Annotated in this window: 18 protein-coding genes; 15 read left to right on the plus strand and 3 right to left on the minus strand. The window is 58.9% G+C overall.

The features are described 5' to 3' along the window. Positions 1-2 precede the first annotated feature (2 nt). The 3 genes from eno to ispD all read left to right on the plus strand — a co-directional run bounded on the left by eno (position 3) and on the right by ispD (position 2,377). Positions 3-1,232: a phosphopyruvate hydratase gene (eno, locus tag ACXRVY_RS05660; RefSeq protein WP_458237096.1), complete on the plus strand. Its 1,230-nt coding sequence runs from the start codon at positions 3-5 to the stop codon at positions 1,230-1,232. Positions 1,233-1,394: 162 nt separating this feature from the next. After that, positions 1,395-1,673 carry a cell division protein FtsB gene (gene ftsB, locus ACXRVY_RS05665; protein WP_007996937.1) on the plus strand — a complete coding sequence of 93 codons (279 nt, stop codon included), beginning with the start codon at positions 1,395-1,397 and terminating at the stop codon, positions 1,671-1,673. Then, entirely contained in the window at positions 1,670-2,377 is a 708-nt protein-coding gene (gene ispD, locus ACXRVY_RS05670; RefSeq protein ID WP_223458402.1) for a 2-C-methyl-D-erythritol 4-phosphate cytidylyltransferase, read from the plus strand. The genes ftsB and ispD overlap by 4 nt, the downstream gene beginning before the upstream one ends. Positions 2,378-2,541: 164 nt before the next feature. Here the strand turns inward: ispD and ACXRVY_RS05675 are convergent, their stop codons facing one another. After that, complete coding sequence (locus tag ACXRVY_RS05675; RefSeq protein WP_111281389.1) at positions 2,542-3,438, minus strand: LysR substrate-binding domain-containing protein; 897 nt, start codon at positions 3,436-3,438, stop codon at positions 2,542-2,544. A gap of 106 nt (positions 3,439-3,544) precedes the next feature. On the opposite strand from ACXRVY_RS05675, the gene ACXRVY_RS05680 reads away from it, so the two are divergent. The 8 genes from ACXRVY_RS05680 (at position 3,545) to rpoS (ending at position 10,681) form a co-directional block, all read left to right on the plus strand. After that, the gene (locus tag ACXRVY_RS05680) at positions 3,545-4,657 is read left to right on the plus strand and encodes an S-(hydroxymethyl)glutathione dehydrogenase/class III alcohol dehydrogenase (RefSeq protein WP_223458404.1); all 1,113 of its coding nucleotides are present in this window, start codon (positions 3,545-3,547) and stop codon (positions 4,655-4,657) included. Positions 4,658-4,665: 8 nt separating this feature from the next. Then, a complete protein-coding gene (gene fghA / locus ACXRVY_RS05685) occupies positions 4,666-5,511 on the plus strand; it encodes an S-formylglutathione hydrolase (RefSeq protein ID WP_458237097.1) in 846 nt (281 codons plus the stop codon). Between the two features lie 43 nt (positions 5,512-5,554). After that, the gene (ispF, locus tag ACXRVY_RS05690) at positions 5,555-6,028 is read left to right on the plus strand and encodes a 2-C-methyl-D-erythritol 2,4-cyclodiphosphate synthase (RefSeq protein ID WP_007970721.1); all 474 of its coding nucleotides are present in this window, start codon (positions 5,555-5,557) and stop codon (positions 6,026-6,028) included. After that, on the plus strand, positions 6,025-7,083 hold the full coding sequence (truD, locus tag ACXRVY_RS05695; protein WP_458237098.1) for a tRNA pseudouridine(13) synthase TruD: 1,059 nt from the start codon (positions 6,025-6,027) through the stop codon (positions 7,081-7,083). The genes ispF and truD overlap by 4 nt, the downstream gene beginning before the upstream one ends. After that, complete coding sequence (gene surE, locus ACXRVY_RS05700) at positions 7,071-7,820, plus strand: 5'/3'-nucleotidase SurE (protein ID WP_223458410.1); 750 nt, start codon at positions 7,071-7,073, stop codon at positions 7,818-7,820. Before truD ends, surE begins: the two co-directional genes overlap by 13 nt. A 41-nt stretch (positions 7,821-7,861) precedes the next feature. After that, complete coding sequence (locus ACXRVY_RS05705) at positions 7,862-8,497, plus strand: protein-L-isoaspartate(D-aspartate) O-methyltransferase (protein WP_177323574.1); 636 nt, start codon at positions 7,862-7,864, stop codon at positions 8,495-8,497. Between the two features lie 212 nt (positions 8,498-8,709). Continuing rightward, complete coding sequence (locus ACXRVY_RS05710) at positions 8,710-9,567, plus strand: peptidoglycan DD-metalloendopeptidase family protein (RefSeq protein WP_223458412.1); 858 nt, start codon at positions 8,710-8,712, stop codon at positions 9,565-9,567. Positions 9,568-9,673: 106 nt separating this feature from the next. Continuing rightward, positions 9,674-10,681 (plus strand): RNA polymerase sigma factor RpoS, encoded by a 1,008-nt coding sequence (rpoS, locus tag ACXRVY_RS05715; RefSeq protein ID WP_108216679.1) that lies wholly within the window; start codon positions 9,674-9,676, stop codon positions 10,679-10,681. Positions 10,682-11,153: 472 nt separating this feature from the next. Here the strand turns inward: rpoS and fdxA are convergent, their stop codons facing one another. Beyond that, positions 11,154-11,477, minus strand: coding sequence for a ferredoxin FdxA (fdxA, locus tag ACXRVY_RS05720; protein WP_458237099.1), 324 nt, complete (start codon positions 11,475-11,477; stop codon positions 11,154-11,156). 142 nt (positions 11,478-11,619) lie between these two features. Next, positions 11,620-14,199: a DNA mismatch repair protein MutS gene (mutS, locus tag ACXRVY_RS05725; protein WP_458237100.1), complete on the minus strand. Its 2,580-nt coding sequence runs from the start codon at positions 14,197-14,199 to the stop codon at positions 11,620-11,622. A 200-nt stretch (positions 14,200-14,399) separates the two neighbouring features. On the opposite strand from mutS, the gene ACXRVY_RS05730 reads away from it, so the two are divergent. From ACXRVY_RS05730 to recA, 4 genes are all read left to right on the plus strand, one after another. Beyond that, a complete protein-coding gene (locus ACXRVY_RS05730) occupies positions 14,400-15,143 on the plus strand; it encodes a LexA family transcriptional regulator (RefSeq protein ID WP_223458417.1) in 744 nt (247 codons plus the stop codon). A 173-nt stretch (positions 15,144-15,316) separates the two neighbouring features. Further along, the gene (locus ACXRVY_RS05735; protein WP_223458428.1) at positions 15,317-15,658 is read left to right on the plus strand and encodes a phage holin family protein; all 342 of its coding nucleotides are present in this window, start codon (positions 15,317-15,319) and stop codon (positions 15,656-15,658) included. Positions 15,659-15,776: 118 nt separating this feature from the next. Further along, on the plus strand, positions 15,777-16,277 hold the full coding sequence (locus ACXRVY_RS05740) for a CinA family protein (RefSeq protein WP_057400907.1): 501 nt from the start codon (positions 15,777-15,779) through the stop codon (positions 16,275-16,277). Between the two features lie 83 nt (positions 16,278-16,360). After that, positions 16,361-16,993 (plus strand): recombinase RecA (gene recA / locus ACXRVY_RS05745; protein ID WP_458237101.1); only part of this gene is annotated, 633 nt, incomplete at its 3' end.

Raw genomic sequence — 16,993 nt, forward strand, 5'->3', positions numbered from 1 at the left:
CCGTGGAAGCGGACGTGCTTCTCGACAACGGCATCATCGGCAGTGCCTGCGCGCCGTCCGGTGCTTCCACTGGCTCGCGTGAAGCGCTCGAGCTGCGTGATGGCGACAAGAGCCGTTACCTGGGCAAAGGCGTTCTGAAGGCAGTAGCCAACATCAACGGTCCGATCCGCGACCTGTTGAAAGGCATGGACCCAAGCGACCAGAAAGCGCTCGATCTGGCAATGATCAAGCTCGACGGTACTGAAAACAAAGGTTCCCTGGGCGCCAACGCGATCCTCGCCGTTTCCCTGGCTGCGGCCAAGGCAGCAGCACAGGACCAGGACCTGCCGCTGTACGCTCACATCGCCAACCTGAACGGCACCCCGGGTGTCTACTCGATGCCGGTTCCGATGATGAACATCATCAACGGTGGCGAGCACGCCGATAACAACGTCGACATTCAGGAATTCATGGTTCAGCCGGTTGGCGCCAAGTCTTTCTCGGAAGGCCTGCGCATGGGCACCGAAATTTTCCATCACCTCAAAGCTGTGTTGAAGGCCCGTGGCCTGAGCACTGCCGTCGGTGACGAAGGTGGTTTCGCACCGAACCTGGCGTCCAACGAAGATGCACTGAAAGTGATCTCCGAAGCCGTGGCCAACGCCGGTTACAAGCTGGGCACCGACGTGACCCTGGCTCTGGACTGCGCCGCCAGCGAATTCTACGAAGACGGCAAGTACAACCTGTCCGGCGAAGGTCAGGTGTTCACCGCCGAAGGTTTCGCTGATTACCTCAAAGGTCTGACCGAGCGTTACCCGATCATCTCCATCGAAGATGGCCTGGACGAGTCCGACTGGGCCGGCTGGAAGATCCTCACCGACAAGATCGGCGAGAAGACCCAACTGGTAGGCGACGACCTGTTCGTCACCAACACCAAGATCCTGAAAGAAGGCATCGACAAAAAGATCGCCAACTCGATCCTGATCAAGTTCAACCAGATCGGCACCCTGACCGAAACCCTGGAAGCCATCCAGATGGCCAAGGCCGCCGGTTACACTGCCGTGATCTCGCACCGCTCCGGCGAAACCGAAGATTCGACCATTGCCGACCTGGCCGTGGGCACCTCGGCTGGCCAGATCAAGACCGGTTCCCTGTGCCGTTCCGACCGCGTTTCCAAGTACAACCAACTGCTGCGTATCGAAGAGCAGTTGAACGGCAAAGCCAAGTACAACGGTCGCAGCGAGTTCCGCGGTTGATATAAAAAAAGACACCGGATTGTGTCGGAAAAATCGCTACAGCGACGTTTTTGCCACTAATCTGATGCCTTATATGCACAAGCCTGGTTCTTCCAGGCTTCGTGCTATCAGAAGCTTCACGTTTGGCATGGCTGTCTTTTTTCACTGGATACCTGATATTCGATGCGCAGTCCCAATTGGTTGTTCCTCGTCTTGCTCCTGCTGCTGGCTGGCCTGCAGTACCGCTTGTGGGTGGGTAATGGCAGCCTGGCGCAAGTGGCCGAGTTGACTCAGCAGATTGCCGATCAGCAAGCTGAGAACCAGGCATTGCTGGAGCGCAACCGGGTGATGGACGCCGAAGTCAGTGAATTGAAAAAGGGCATGGAGACCGTTGAAGAACGGGCTCGCCATGAATTGGGCATGGTCAAGGACGGTGAAACCCTTTACCAGTTGGCCCAATGATTAATTCGTTACCGGCCTTCTGGGCCGTGATTCCTGCCGCGGGCGTCGGTGCCCGTATGGCTGCGGACCGTCCCAAGCAATACTTGCAACTGGGCGGGCGCACTATTCTCGAACACAGCCTTGGCTGTTTCCTTGATCATCCATGCCTCAAAGGTCTGGTGGTCAGTGTTGCTGTTGACGATCCTTATTGGCCGAACCTGGCGTGTGCCAGTGATCCGCGTATTGCCCGGGTCGAGGGTGGCACCGAGCGTTCCGGGTCGGTGCTCAATGCGCTGCTGCACCTGCATGCGCAGGGCGCTGATGACGAGGATTGGGTACTGGTTCACGATGCCGCACGGCCGAACCTCAGTCGTGACGATCTGGACAAGCTGCTGGCTGAACTGGCTGACGATCCTGTCGGCGGACTGCTGGCGGTTCCGGCTCGGGATACGCTCAAGCGAGTCGACAAGCACGGTCGCGTGGTCGAAACCGTGGATCGCAGTGTGATCTGGCAGGCCTACACGCCGCAGATGTTTCGCCTTGGGGCGTTGCATCGGGCTTTGGCGGACAGTCTGGTGGCCGATGCCGTTATCACTGACGAAGCTTCGGCGATGGAGTGGGCCGGTTCGGCCCCACGCCTGATCGAAGGGCGGTCCGACAACCTCAAGGTCACGCGTCCTGAAGACCTTGAATGGTTGAGACAGCGTTGGGCCAATCGTCACTGATTGACTTTGGTTTTGTGCTGCCCCCAATCGCGAGCAAGCTCCCTCCCACATTGGGCGGGGACGAACACAAATCTTGTGAACGCCAGCAAACCCTGTGGGAGCGAGCTTGCTCGCGATTACGGTAGTACTGACAACCGCCATCCTGCTGACACACCGGCACCTTCCTAGCTTCGATACTCCGGCCTTTCAGCCAACCCCTCCTTCAAAAAATCCACCAACTTGCGCACCTTCGGCGACAAATGCCGCTGCTGCGGATACAGCGCCCAAACCGCCGTGTTCGGTGGTTGATGTGCCTCCAGCAACGAAATCAACGCGCCGCTATTCAAATGCTCCAGCACGTAATAGTCCGGCAACTGACACAGCCCTACGCCTTGTAGCGCGGCATCCAGCACCGCTTGCCCACTGTTGCAGCGCCAGTTTCCCTGCACCCGTTGGGAAAATTCCCGCCCGTTCTGCTCCAGTTGCCATAAGTCCGAGCTGCCGATGAGGCAGTTGTGGCGGCTCAGTTCCGACAGACTGTGCGGGCGACCGTAGCGCTCAAGGTAGGACGGCGATGCGCAGAGAAACATACGCCGTGGCGCGAGGCGGGTGGCGACCAGTCGCGAATCTTGCAAACGCCCGAGACGGATCGCCAGATCGAGGCCTTCGTGCACCAGGTCAAGCTGGCGATTGGTCAGTTCGATGTCGATACGCAGTTGCGGATATAGCCCCATGAAGCGGGTCACCAGCGGCACGATGAAGCGCTCACCGTAAGCCACGGCGCAGGTCATGCGCAGCATGCCTTTGGGCTCGCTGGTCAAGTCGCCGACTGCGCGCAACGCCTCTTCACGTCCATCCTGCAAGCGTTGGCAATGTTGCAGGAAGGTTTGTCCGGCTTCGGTCAGCGTGACCCGGCGGGTACTGCGATAGAGCAAGCGGGTTTGCAGGCGCTCTTCGAGGCGTACGATTTGTCGACTGATATGGGAGGAAGAAACCCCGAGGCGTTCCGCGGCAGCGGTAAACTGGCTGCATTCGGCCACCGCGACAAATTCGTCGATTCCTTCCCAGCGGTTTTCGGACATGGATGATTATCCCTGTGCAGCAATAATGTTTTGCTTTTGTCCGGATTATTCACTGTAAGGCTCTGTATTACACTCCCTGTCTCGTTTTCTTCACTGGAGAGTCACCATGATCAAGTCGCGCGCCGCCGTTGCCTTCGAGGCCAAGAAGCCCCTCGAAATCGTTGAAGTCGATGTCGCCATGCCCAAGGCCGGTGAAGTATTGCTGCGCGTGGTGGCCTCCGGTGTCTGCCACACCGATGCCTACACACTGTCTGGCGCTGATCCGGAAGGCATCTTCCCGTCGATCCTCGGCCATGAAGGCGGTGCGATCGTGGAAGCGATTGGCGAGGGAGTGACTTCCCTTGCGGTGGGCGACCATGTGATCCCGCTGTACACCCCGGAATGCGGCAAGTGCAAATTCTGTCTGTCGGGCAAAACCAACCTCTGCCAGGCGATTCGCGCGACCCAGGGTAAAGGCCTGATGCCGGATGGCACTTCGCGTTTTTCCTACAAGGGCGAAACGATTTTCCATTACATGGGCACCTCGACTTTTTCCGAGTACACCGTGCTGCCAGAAATATCCGTCGCCAAGATTCCTAAAGAAGCGCCACTGGAAAAAGTCTGCCTGCTCGGCTGCGGCGTCACCACCGGCATCGGTGCGGTGCTCAACACTGCCAAGGTGAAACCGGGTGATACCGTGGCCATTTTCGGCCTCGGCGGTATCGGTCTGTCGGCTGTCATCGGCGCCGTAAAAGCCAAGGCAGCTCGCATCATCGCCATCGACATCAACCCGGCGAAATTCGAAATCGCCAAACAGTTGGGTGCAACCGACTGCGTGAACCCGAAAGACTTCGATCGTCCGATCCAGGAAGTCATCGTCGACATGACCGATGGCGGCGTCGATTTTTCCTTCGAGTGCATCGGCAATGTGCAGCTGATGCGCGCGGCGCTGGAGTGCTGCCACAAGGGCTGGGGCGAATCGGTCATCATCGGCGTTGCCGGTGCCGGGCAGGAAATCTCGACCCGTCCATTCCAGCTGGTCACCGGCCGCGTCTGGCGCGGTTCGGCGTTCGGCGGCGTGCGCGGCCGTACCGAGTTGCCGAGCTATGTGGAAATGGCCGAGACCGGTGAGATTCCGCTGGATACCTTCATCACCCACACCATGGGCCTGGAAGATATCAACAAGGCGTTTGACCTGATGCATGAAGGAAAAAGCATCCGCTCCGTCATTCATTTCTGAGGTCTGTCATGAGCCTGGAAAATATCTCCTGCCAGAAAAGTTTTGGCGGCTGGCACAAGCGCTATCGCCATCGCTCGGAAGTGCTCGGCTGCGACATGGTGTTCGCCGTCTACCTGCCACCGCAGGCGGAGCAGGGTGGCAAGCTGCCGGTGTTGTACTGGTTGTCCGGCCTGACCTGCACCGACGAGAACTTCATGCAAAAGGCCGGCGCCATGCGCATGGCCGCCGAACTGGGGCTGATCATCGTCGCACCGGACACCAGCCCGCGCGGTCCTGATGTGCCGGGCGACCCGGATGGCGCCTGGGACTTCGGCCTCGGCGCCGGGTTTTATCTGAATGCCACCCAGGAACCGTGGTCGCGACACTATCGGATGCATGACTATGTCGTGCAGGAATTKCCGGCATTGGTCGAGGCCCATTTCCCGGCGTCGGACAAACGCGGTATCAGCGGCCATTCCATGGGTGGCCACGGTGCGCTGGTCTGTGCCTTGCGCAATCCGGGGCGCTATTTGTCGGTATCGGCGTTCTCGCCCATCAACAATCCGATGGATTGCCCGTGGGGGCAGAAAGCTTTCTCCCGCTATCTGGGAGAAGACCGTTCGAAATGGCGCGAATGGGATGCTTGCGCGTTGATTGCCGAGGCCGATGAAAAGCTGCCGCTGCTGGTCGACCAAGGCGATCGCGACGATTTCCTCGCCAACCAACTCAAGCCGGACGCCTTGCAACAGGCGACTAAACTGGCGGGTCATGCGCTGACGTTGCGTCTGCAACCGGGCTATGACCACAGCTATTTCTTCATCGCCAGTTTCATCGATGAGCACTTACGGCATCACGCGCATGCTCTAGGTGCCTAATGCAGGTAGAATCACGCCCTGACAAAAATCGGGGCGTTTTTTTATGCGTATTGGCCACGGCTATGATGTGCACCGTTTCGCTGAAGGCGATTTCATCACTCTGGGCGGCGTGCGCATTGCACACAGCTTCGGGTTGCTCGCTCACTCTGACGGTGACGTCCTCTTGCACGCCTTGAGCGATGCCTTGCTCGGCGCCGCGGCGCTGGGCGACATCGGCAAGCATTTCCCGGATACCGACCCGCAATTCAAGGGCGCCGACAGCCGTGCGCTGTTGCGTCACGTCGTCGCACTGGTCCATGCCAAAGGCTGGAAAGTCGGCAACGTCGATAACACCATCGTCGCCCAGGCGCCGAAAATGGCCCCGCATATCGAATCGATGCGCGCGCTGATTGCCGCGGATCTTCAAGTAGAGTTGGATCAAGTGAACGTGAAAGCTACCACCACCGAAAAGCTCGGCTTTGTCGGTCGCGAAGAAGGCATTGCCGTGCACTCCGTTGCCTTGTTGCTGCGCGCATGAACGAACTGCAATTGCTCGGCCCGCGGGCTTACGGTGAAGCCCTCGGCACGGCGGTCCTGAAAGCGATCGCGGAAGATTTCCAGGTCGACGAAGTCCTCGACATCCCCCTGAGTGGCGAAGGCGAACACTTGTGGATCTGGGTGGAAAAGCGCGGTCTGAACACAGAAGAAGCGGCACGGCGGATTGCCAAGGCAGCAGGTGTGCCATTGCGCACAGTCAGCTATGCCGGGCTCAAGGATCGTCAGGCGTTGACTCGCCAGTGGTTCAGCGTGCAATTGCCGGGCAAGGCAGACCCTGATCTGTCGGCCGCGGAAAACGATACGCTGAAGATCCTCAAGACCACCCGCCACAAGCGCAAACTGCAACGCGGCGCCCACTCGGCCAACGGTTTTACATTGCGCCTGACGCAATTCGCCGGCGACAAGGCTGCGCTTGAAGAGCGTCTGCAACTGATCGCCAAACAAGGCATCCCCAATTATTTCGGCGCTCAGCGTTTCGGTCATGACGGCGGTAACGTCGTCGATGCTCGCGCCTGGGCCGCGCGCAAGGCCTTGCCGGAGCAGCGCAACGTGCGCTCGCGTCTGCTCTCCACGGCGCGCAGTTTTCTGTTCAATCAGGTGCTGGCCGCACGTGTCGCCGATGGCACCTGGCAGCGTGCCCAGGTGGGAGATCTGCTGGCGTTCACCGACAGCCGCAGCTTTTTCCCGGCAGGTGAGGCTGAGTGCAGCGACCCGCGCCTGGCGATTCTCGATCTGCACCCGACCGGTCCGCAGWGGGGCGAAGGTGACTCGCCGGCCACGGGCGTTGTCCATGAACTGGAGCAGGCCATCGCCGCACGCGAAGCGGATTTGCGTGACTGGTTGATCAACGCCGGTATGAGCCACGAACGTCGCATCCTGCGGCTGCCCATTGGCGGGCTGACGTGGCATTATCCCTCGCTGGACATTCTCCAACTGGAATTCATCCTGCCGGCCGGATGCTTCGCCACCGTATTGGTGCGTGAGCTTGTTGATCTGGTGCCGGTGGGGCAGACGGACAGCCCATGCGTATTCTGATTTCTAACGACGATGGGGTAACCGCACCCGGTCTCGCCGCGCTTTATGCTGCGCTGGCGGATTACACCGAATGCGTGGTTATCGCCCCGGACCAGGACAAAAGCGGCGCCAGCAGTTCGCTGACGCTGGACCGTCCGTTGCACCCGCAAACCCTGGCCAACGGCTTTATCAGCCTCAACGGCACACCCACCGATTGCGTGCACCTGGGCCTCAACGGCCTGCTGGAGCGCGAAGCGGACATGGTGGTTTCCGGTATCAACCTGGGCGCGAACCTGGGGGACGATGTCCTGTATTCCGGTACGGTGGCGGCGGCCCTTGAGGGGCGTTTCCTGAAACACCCTTCGTTTGCTTTTTCTCTGGTCTCACGTCAGGTAGAGAACCTTCCCACAGCTGCCTATTTCGCGCGCAAACTGGTCGAAGCCCATGTTGACCTGGTTCTGCCACCGCGTACGGTACTGAACGTGAACATTCCCAATTTGCCGCTGGACCATATCCGCGGTATCCAGCTGACCCGCCTGGGTCATCGCGCCCGTGCCGCGGCACCGATGAAAGTGGTGGATCCGCGGGGCAAGTCCGGTTACTGGATCGCGGCGGCCGGGGATGCCGAGGACGGTGGCCCGGGTACCGATTTCCATGCGGTGATGCAGGGTTATGTTTCGATCACGCCGTTGCAACTGGATCGCACCTTCAATGATGCCTTCAGAAGTCTGGACGGCTGGCTGGAGGGTCTGCGCTGATGGGTCGCGAACAAGACGATATGCTGCGTCGCGGCATTGGCATGACTTCCCAGCGAACCCGGGAGCGGCTGATCCAGCGTCTGTACGAAGAAGGCATCTCCAACGCCAGGGTGCTGGAGGTCATTCGCCGGACCCCGCGCCACCTGTTCGTCGACGAAGCGCTGGCGCATCGTGCTTATGAAGACACAGCGCTGCCGATCGGCAATAACCAGACTATCTCCCAGCCGTATATGGTGGCGCGCATGAGCGAGCTGCTGCTGGAGGCAGGTCCCCTCGACAAGGTGCTGGAGATCGGCACGGGCTCGGGTTATCAGACGGCGGTGCTGTCGCAACTCGTCGAGCGTGTGTTCTCGGTCGAGCGCATCAAGGTTTTGCAGGATCGTGCGAAGGAACGTCTGGTCGAACTGAACCTGCGCAACGTGGTGTTCCGCTGGGGCGATGGCTGGGAGGGCTGGCCGGCACTGGCGCCGTACAACGGGATTATCGTCACTGCAGTGGCGACCGATGTGCCCCAGGCATTGCTTGACCAGTTGGCACCGGGAGGCCGAATGGTGATCCCTGTCGGGTCCGGGGAAGTTCAGCAATTGATGCTGATCATTCGCGAGGAACAGGGTTTTTCCAGGCATGTTCTGGGGGCTGTGCGCTTCGTGCCATTGCTCAATGGGCCACTGGCCTGAGCATTTGTTTCGGCACGCTGAATTCTCTGCGATTGCCTTTGTCTTACAGCGGCATCGTGCGGTTAAACGGGATTCATCGTCAGGCAGCAAACGTGTGCGCGACACCGATTCGCTACATTAAAGGTACAGCGTGCACGGCCCGTTATACTTGCGACAGTTCATTGCCGGACTCCGGCATTTCACATTTTCAGCCACCACAGAGGGAGCGGCGGGTGAGTCTCACAGTCATTGCGCAGCGAATGAGTAAAACGAGCTTTCAGCGCCTGGTGACTGGCCTTGTCTTGAGCACCTTGCTGGTCGGTTGTTCCAGCAACAAATCCAGCGATGTTCGTGTCTTGGAACGCAACAATGCCGCGCCTCAGCGCCCGGTCGTGACCACCGGACAATACGTCGTTCGGCCCAAGGACACCCTGTTCTCCATCGCCTTTCGTTACGGTTGGGACTATAAGGCTCTGGCGGCACGCAATAACATTCCTGCGCCCTACACCATTCATCCGGGTCAGACGATTCGCTTTGATGGTCGCACCGATTCAACGTCGACGACGGTGGTCAGTTCGTCCAGTTCAACACCTTCGTCGTCGAGTAAAACCACGGTCATCCGTCGTCCGGTAAACGGTGCGACCACCAGCACGACAACGATTGTACCGTCCGTCGCGAACAAGCCTGAACCGGCTCCATTGCCCCCTCCCGGGCCAGCCCCGACCGGCTGGGGATGGCCATCTAATGGCATTCTTATCGGGAAATTCTCTTCAAACGGTAGTTTGAATAAAGGAATTGATATCGCCGGAGATTTGGGACAGCCTGTTTTAGCTGCGTCTGATGGGACGGTGGTGTATGCCGGGAGTGGCTTAAGGGGCTACGGCGAATTAGTGATCATCAAACACAGTGAAACCTACGTCAGTGCCTACGGACATAACCGCAGGCTTTTGGTTCGGGAGGGGCAGCAGGTCAAGGTCGGACAGACAATTGCCGAAATGGGGTCAACGGGTACAGACCGGGTGAAACTGCATTTTGAGATTCGCCGCCAGGGTAAACCTGTAGATCCGCTGCAATTCCTGCCACGTCGTTGATCGCTTACCAGCCTGTTCCGTCGCGTAGAGGGGAACAGGCTCCAGCGTTGCCAGGGAGAAAGGCGCCGCTTGAGCTTGAGGTCGAACTCACCAAAGGACTATAACAATGGCTCTCAGTAAAGAAGTGCCGGAGTTTGACATCGACGATGAGGTTCTCCTTATGGAGAGCAGCATCGATATGGATTCGATGTCGAATGATGAAGGGGCGGCTCCACCTTCCGTTCGTGCCAAATCCAAACACTCCGCATCGTTGAAACAACACAAGTACATTGACTACACGCGGGCACTAGATGCCACGCAGCTGTATCTCAATGAAATTGGTTTCTCTCCCCTGCTGTCACCCGAAGAAGAAGTTCATTTTGCGCGCCTGTCGCAAAGTGGCGATCCGGCCGGGCGCAAACGCATGATTGAAAGTAACCTGCGGCTGGTGGTGAAAATCGCCCGACGCTACGTCAATCGTGGGTTGTCGCTGCTGGACCTGATCGAAGAGGGCAACCTCGGCTTGATCCGGGCGGTGGAGAAGTTCGATCCGGAACGCGGTTTCCGCTTCTCGACCTACGCGACCTGGTGGATTCGCCAGACCATCGAACGCGCAATCATGAATCAGACCCGGACCATCCGGTTGCCGATCCATGTGGTCAAAGAGCTGAATGTGTACCTGCGGGCCGCGCGGGAGTTGACGCAAAAACTCGACCATGAACCCTCACCCGAAGAAATCGCCAACCTGCTGGAAAAGCCGGTAGGAGAGGTCAAGCGTATGCTCGGCCTGAACGAGCGGGTTTCCTCGGTCGACGTCTCGCTGGGTCCGGACTCGGATAAAACCCTGCTTGATACCCTGACTGACGACCGTCCAACCGATCCATGCGAACTGTTGCAGGACGACGACCTGTCCCAGAGCATCGATCAATGGCTCTCGGAGCTGACCGACAAGCAACGCGAAGTGGTAGTACGCCGCTTCGGCCTGCGCGGTCATGAAAGCAGCACCCTTGAAGACGTAGGCCTGGAAATCGGCCTGACCCGTGAGCGGGTCAGGCAGATTCAGGTCGAAGGCTTGAAGCGGCTGCGCGAGATCCTTGAAAAAAATGGTCTGTCGAGCGAGTCGCTGTTCCAATAAGGCGCTCACTGCGATGGCATAAAAAACCCCGACCGGCTCGGGGTTTTTTATTGTCTGGCCTGGGGATCGAATCCCCCTCGGGATTTTGGTTTCGTGCTGTAAGCCTTGGCTTACTCTTGCGTAAGTGTTCGTTATTTTTACACTCTGGCAGTCGTCTATGTTGAACGCTGTTTGTCTCTATCTTTTTGATTCATATAGATATTTATTATTATTAATGATGTGTGACAGTTGGAATTCGCGCCAAGGGGCGGTTGATCTCCGAGGGGAAAACTCTAATATTCAGGTTGTGTCGACGGACAGACACGTCCTTCATGGATGAAGGAAATGGACATCGCAGGACGCGATTCATCAGGACGATGAAAAGGAACACAGGGAATAGGGAAAAAATGTGGGCGGGTCAAACCGCCCCTTTTTTTGCCTGCAGAAAAGCAAAAAGGCCCTTGTGGGGCCTTTTTCGGGAACGCGGGGGTAATCAGCGTTCGAGGTGTTCGATCTTGCCTGGCTTGYCATCCCATTCAGCGGAATCTGGCAGCGGATCTTTACGTTCAGTGATGTTAGGCCAGATATCGGCCAACTCAGCGTTCAGYTGAATAAAGTTTTCCATGCCGGCCGGAACTTCATCTTCGGAGAAGATGGCAACAGCAGGGCATTCAGGTTCGCACAGCGCGCAATCGATGCACTCATCCGGGTGGATCACCAGGAAATTCGGGCCTTCGTAAAAGCAGTCCACCGGACAGACTTCTACGCAGTCGGTGTACTTGCACTTGATGCAGTTGTCGGTGACGACGAAGGTCATTTCTAATTTTCTCCTCAGGCGCGGCTTGCTGCGCCCCTTTTCGTAGGGGTCGCCAGGTTCGGGAGCGATAGTCTGCTGGCCAGGCTATTAGCCAGCAGCATCCCAAACCGCGCGAGATTCTAACAGCTTGCAAGCCGCTGCGTTAGATCCGTGTCTTTAGTGTATAGAGCATTTCGAGAGCACGACGTGGTGTCATGTCGTCCAGATCGAGCTTGGCCAGGTCATCCAGTACCGGGTGCGGCAAGCTGGCAAACAGATCGCTTTGCAGCGGCGCAGCCGATTTGCCTTTGGCCGGTGCCGGTGTTTCATGGGGCAGGGCGGTGTCTTCCAGGCGGCTCAAATGCTCACGGGCGCGGGTGATGACTTCACTCGGTACGCCCGCCAGTTGCGCAACGGCCAGGCCATAACTCTGGCTGGCAGGTCCAGGCAGCACGTGGTGCAGGAACACGATGCGTTCATTGTGCTCGGTGGCATTGAGGTGCACGTTTGCCACCAACGGCTGGGCTTCCGGCAGGACGGTCAGTTCAAAGTAGTGGGTGGCGAACAGCGTGTAGGCACGCAGGTGCGCCAGGCGTTCGGCTGCCGCCCATGCCAGGGACAGGCCGTCGAAGGTGCTGGTGCCGCGCCCGACTTCGTCCATCAGCACCAGGCTGCGCTCGGTGGCATTGTGCAGGATGTTCGCGGTTTCGCTCATTTCCACCATGAAGGTCGAACGCCCGCCGGCCAGGTCATCGCTGGAGCCGATCCGGGTGAAGATGCGGTCGACCAGCGACAGTTCGCAACTGGCTGCCGGCACGAAGCTGCCGATGTGCGCCAGCAGCACGATCAAGGCGGTCTGACGCATGTAGGTGGATTTACCGCCCATGTTCGGACCGGTGATCACCAGCATGCGGGTGTTGTCGTCCAGGCTCAGATCGTTGGCCACGAATGGCGTGGTCAGCACTTGTTCGACCACCGGGTGACGACCCTGGGTGATGCGCATGCACGGCTCGCTGACGAAGCGCGGGCAGTTCAGGTCGAGGTTCAGCGCACGCTCGGCCAGGTTGCTCAAGACGTCCAGCTCGGCCAGGGCGCCGGCGGTGTCCTGCAAGGGTGGCAGCTGGGCGATCAGGTCTTCGAGCAGCGCTTCGTAAAGCATCTTCTCGCGCGCCAGGGCACGGCTCTTGGCCGATAATGCCTTGTCTTCGAACGCCTTGAGTTCCGGGGTAATGAAGCGCTCGGCGCCTTTGAGCGTCTGGCGGCGAATATAGTCGGCCGGTGCCGATTCCGCCTGTTTGCTTGGCAGCTCGATGAAATAACCGTGGATGCGGTTGTAACCGACCTTCAGGTGCGACAAACCGGTGCGGGCCTTTTCGCGAGCTTCGAGGTCGATCAGGAATTGCCCGGCGTTTTCGCTCAGCGACTGCAGTTCGTCGAGTTCGCTGTCGTAGCCGGTTTTCAGCACGCCGCCGTCACGAATGACTGCCGGCGGGTTGTCGATGATGGCCTTTTCCAGGAGTGCCGCCAGTTCCGGGTAGGTGCTGGTGATGCTGGCGAGTTGCTGGAGGTGCGGGGCTTCGAGTTCCGTCATTGCCACTTGCAGTTCGGGCAGTGCGCCGAGGGCGTCACGCAAACGGGCGAGGTCGCGCGGGCGGGCATTGCGCAGGCCGATCCGCGCCAGAATCCTCTCGATGTCACCAATTTCCTTGAGCTGCGGTTGCAGCCTTTCAAAGCGGTAACCGTCGAGCAGGCAAGTGATCGAGGTCTGGCGCGCGAGCAATACTGTCAAATCGCGCAACGGGCGATTCAGCCAGCGGGTCAGCAGGCGGCTGCCCATGGCAGTCTGACAACGGTCCACCACCGATTGCAGGGTGTTGTCGCGGCCCCCGGCCAGGTTGGTGTCGAGCTCCAGGTTGCGACGGCTGGCGCCATCGAGCACCACGGTGTCGTCCAGGCGCTCATGACGCAGACTGCGCAAATGGGGCAGGGCGGTGCGCTGGGTTTCCTTGGCGTAGGCCAGCAGGCAACCGGCGGCGCCGATCGCCAGGGTCAGGTTTTCGCAGCCAAAGCCCTTGAGATCCTGAGTCGAGAATTGCTGGCACAGGCTTTTGAGCGCCGAATCGCGTTCGAAATCCCACGGCGCACGGCGACGCACGCCGCGGCGTTTTTCCGCCGGCAGATCCTTGGGCCAGTCATCCGGGATCAGCAGTTCCACCGGGTTGACCCGCTCCAGTTCCGCCAACAGGTTTTCCCAGCCCTTGATTTCCAGCACGCTGAAGTTGCCGCTGGTGATGTCCAGCACCGCCAGGCCGAACAGGCGCTCATCGCCCAGGACTGCAGCGATCAGGTTGTCCCGACGCTCGTCCAGCAGCGCCTCGTCACTCACCGTCCCCGGCGTGATGATGCGCACCACCTGCCGCTCCACCGGCCCTTTGCTGGTGGCCGGGTCGCCGACCTGCTCGCAGATCACCACCGATTCGCCAAGCTTCACCAGTTTCGCCAGGTAACCCTCGGCGGCGTGGTAAGGAATACCGCACATCGGAATCGCCTGGCCAGCCGACTGCCMACGGGCCGTCAGGGTGATGTCCAGCAACTTGGCGGCCTTCTTCGCGTCTTCATAGAAGATCTCGTAGAAGTCGCCCATGCGGTAGAACATCAGCTGGTCCGGGTGCTGGTTTTTCAGGCGCCAGTACTGCTGCATCATCGGGGTGTGGGAGGACAGGTCGGAGACGGCTTTATTCATCGGATTGTCAGGAAGCTCGTTGAAAGAAATGGGGCAAAAGCGGGGCAACGGCCGGGCTTTTCCGCGATGGGCGCAAGGTTACCATGGGCGGTCTACCCGACGCAGGCACCGCGGCCGGGTGACATCTTTTACGATGCAAAAATAATGTTATGCATCGACTATGCAAATCAGCATTGTCTTCTTCGAGAAGAGCAAGCACTATGCGCGTTATGCAAAAACGCAACGTATCAACTGTCTTAAGAGCATTGCTCGATCAGCACGGGATCTCCCCTACGGAGCTTCACCGTCGTACCGGCGTGCCTCAATCCACGCTCTCGCGCATTCTCAGCGGGAAGATCGTCGATCCTTCGGATAGGCACATTTCGAAAATTGCCGACTATTTTTCCGTGAGCACCGACCAGTTGCGTGGCCGCGCGGACGTCGCGCCTTCCGCTAGTGCCGGGCGCGCTCCCGTGCATTCGGAACTCAAGGATATAAGTCTGTGGGACGACGATACTCCTGTCGATGACGATGAGGTGTCGGTCCCCTTTCTTCGCGAGGTTGAATTGGCTGCAGGATCAGGAAGATTCGTCATCGAAGAAAGCGAGCGCTCTAGTTTGCGCTTTGGAAAGCGTAGCCTGCGCCATAACGGCGTGCAGTTCGACCAGGCAAAATGTGTGACAGTGCGGGGCAACAGCATGTTGCCGGTACTGCGTGACGGCGCCACGGTCGGGGTCAATGCCGGCAAGTGCGGTATTGGCGATATCGTTGACGGCGACCTTTATGCAATCAATCACAACGGCCAATTGCGGGTGAAGCAGCTGTATCGCCTGCCGTCCGGGATTCGCTTGCGCAGCTTCAATCGCGACGAGCATCCGGACGAGGACTACAGCTTTCAGGAAATCCAGGAGGAGCCGATTGTTATCCTCGGCCATGTCTTCTGGTGGGGTATGTACGCCCGCTAACACTCCTGGCGTTCAGATAAAACCCGCTTCCCGAGCGGGTTTTTTCGTGTGCTGAAAGCATCGGATTGTCTTCTTGTATGCGTTTGCGCATTGACTTAATATGCATTAATGCATAGTCTTGTTGCCTATCTATTCAAGAACACGGAATGACCGTTCACTCAAGGAGGCATGAAATGACCGCTGAGCAATATGCGCTGCTGGACATGCCTCTGTGGCTGGTCATCAGCCTGCCAATACTCGGTGGCGTTACCGGTGAAATGTGGCGTGCGGATAAAGAGGGCGTTCGTGGCTGGCTCCTTGTCCGGCGCCTGAGCCTGCGGTCTGGCTCCAGCATGATCTGCGGCGCCTCGGTCATCATGCTGCTGCACGCCGCCAATGTTTCCATTTGGGCCGCTTGTGCGGGTGGTTGTTTAGCGGCGATGGCCGGGACAGACGTAGTTCTAGGGTTGTATGAGCGTTGGGTGGCCAAGCGTATGGGGGGCGGACATGTTCCGTCCGGTGACGTCGAAGATTGATTCCCCGACAGGCCTTTTCCAGAGCCTCTGGTTCTTTACATTTTGATCGGTCCCGTCGCTTGCAAGTGCGGTCTGCTCGTGTACGGTTAACCTCATCCCGCCCGATCAGGAGATGACCGTGAACGAAATCACCCAGCTCGCCGCCGAACTCGGCAGACGCCTGCAGGTTCTCAATGCCCACGTCACCACGGCGGAGTCCTGCACCGGCGGAGGCATCGCCGAGGCTATTACCCGTATCCCCGGGAGTTCGGCCTGGTTCGAGGCCGGTTATGTCACCTACTCCAACCGGCAGAAAACCCTGCAGCTGGATGTCCCGGTGGAGTTGTTCACCACCGTGGGCGCGGTCAGCCGCGAGGTGGTCGAGGCCATGGTCCGGGGGGCGCAGAAGAAAAATAGCGCGTATTTCTCCGTGGCGGTCAGTGGCATCGCCGGGCCGGATGGTGGAACGGCGAGCAAGCCGGTTGGCACGGTGTGGCTGGCCTGGGGCGTTGGAGACCAGGTGTTCTGTGAGCGGCAGCACTTCCCGGGTAATCGCGACGACGTCCGCCGACAAACGGTGAAGGCCGCGCTAGAGGGGCTGCTGCGGTATGCCGCGGCAGAAATCTCAAATCAGGGGTAGGCGATCCGGAATCGCTGTGGAATAATACTGGCTACTTATACAGGTGTTGGCCGTCAGGCCTTATTGATTACGTGAGGACTTTAATGGACGACAACAAGAAGAAAGCCTTGGCTGCGGCCCTGGGTCAGATCGAACGTCAATTCGGCAAGGGTGCCGTAATGCGTATGGGCGATCAGGACCGTCAGGCAATCCCGGCCATCTCCACTGGCTCTCTGGGTCTGGACATCGCTCTTGGCATCGGCGGTCTGCCAAAAGGCCGTATTGTTGAAATCTACGGTCCTGAATCTTCCGGTAAAACCACGCTGACCTTGTCCGTGATCGCCCAGGCTCAAAAAGCCGGTGCGACCTGCGCATTCGTCGACGCCGAACACGCCCTCGACCCTGAGTACGCCGGCAAGCTGGGCGTCAACGTCGACGACCTGCTGGTTTCCCAGCCGGACACCGGCGAGCAGGCTCTGGAAATCACCGACATGCTGGTGCGTTCCAACGCGGTTGACGTGATCATCGTCGACTCCGTGGCCGCCCTGGTGCCAAAGGCTGAAATCGAAGGCGAAATGGGTGACATGCACGTGGGCCTGCAAGCCCGTCTGATGTCCCAGGCGCTGCGTAAAATCACCGGCAACATCAAGAACGCCAACTGCCTGGTGATCTTCATCAACCAGATCCGTATGAAAATCGGTGTGATGTTCGGTAGTCCGGAAACCACCACCGGTGGT

The sequence above is a fragment of the Pseudomonas sp. P5_A2_2 genome (assembly GCF_054177685.1).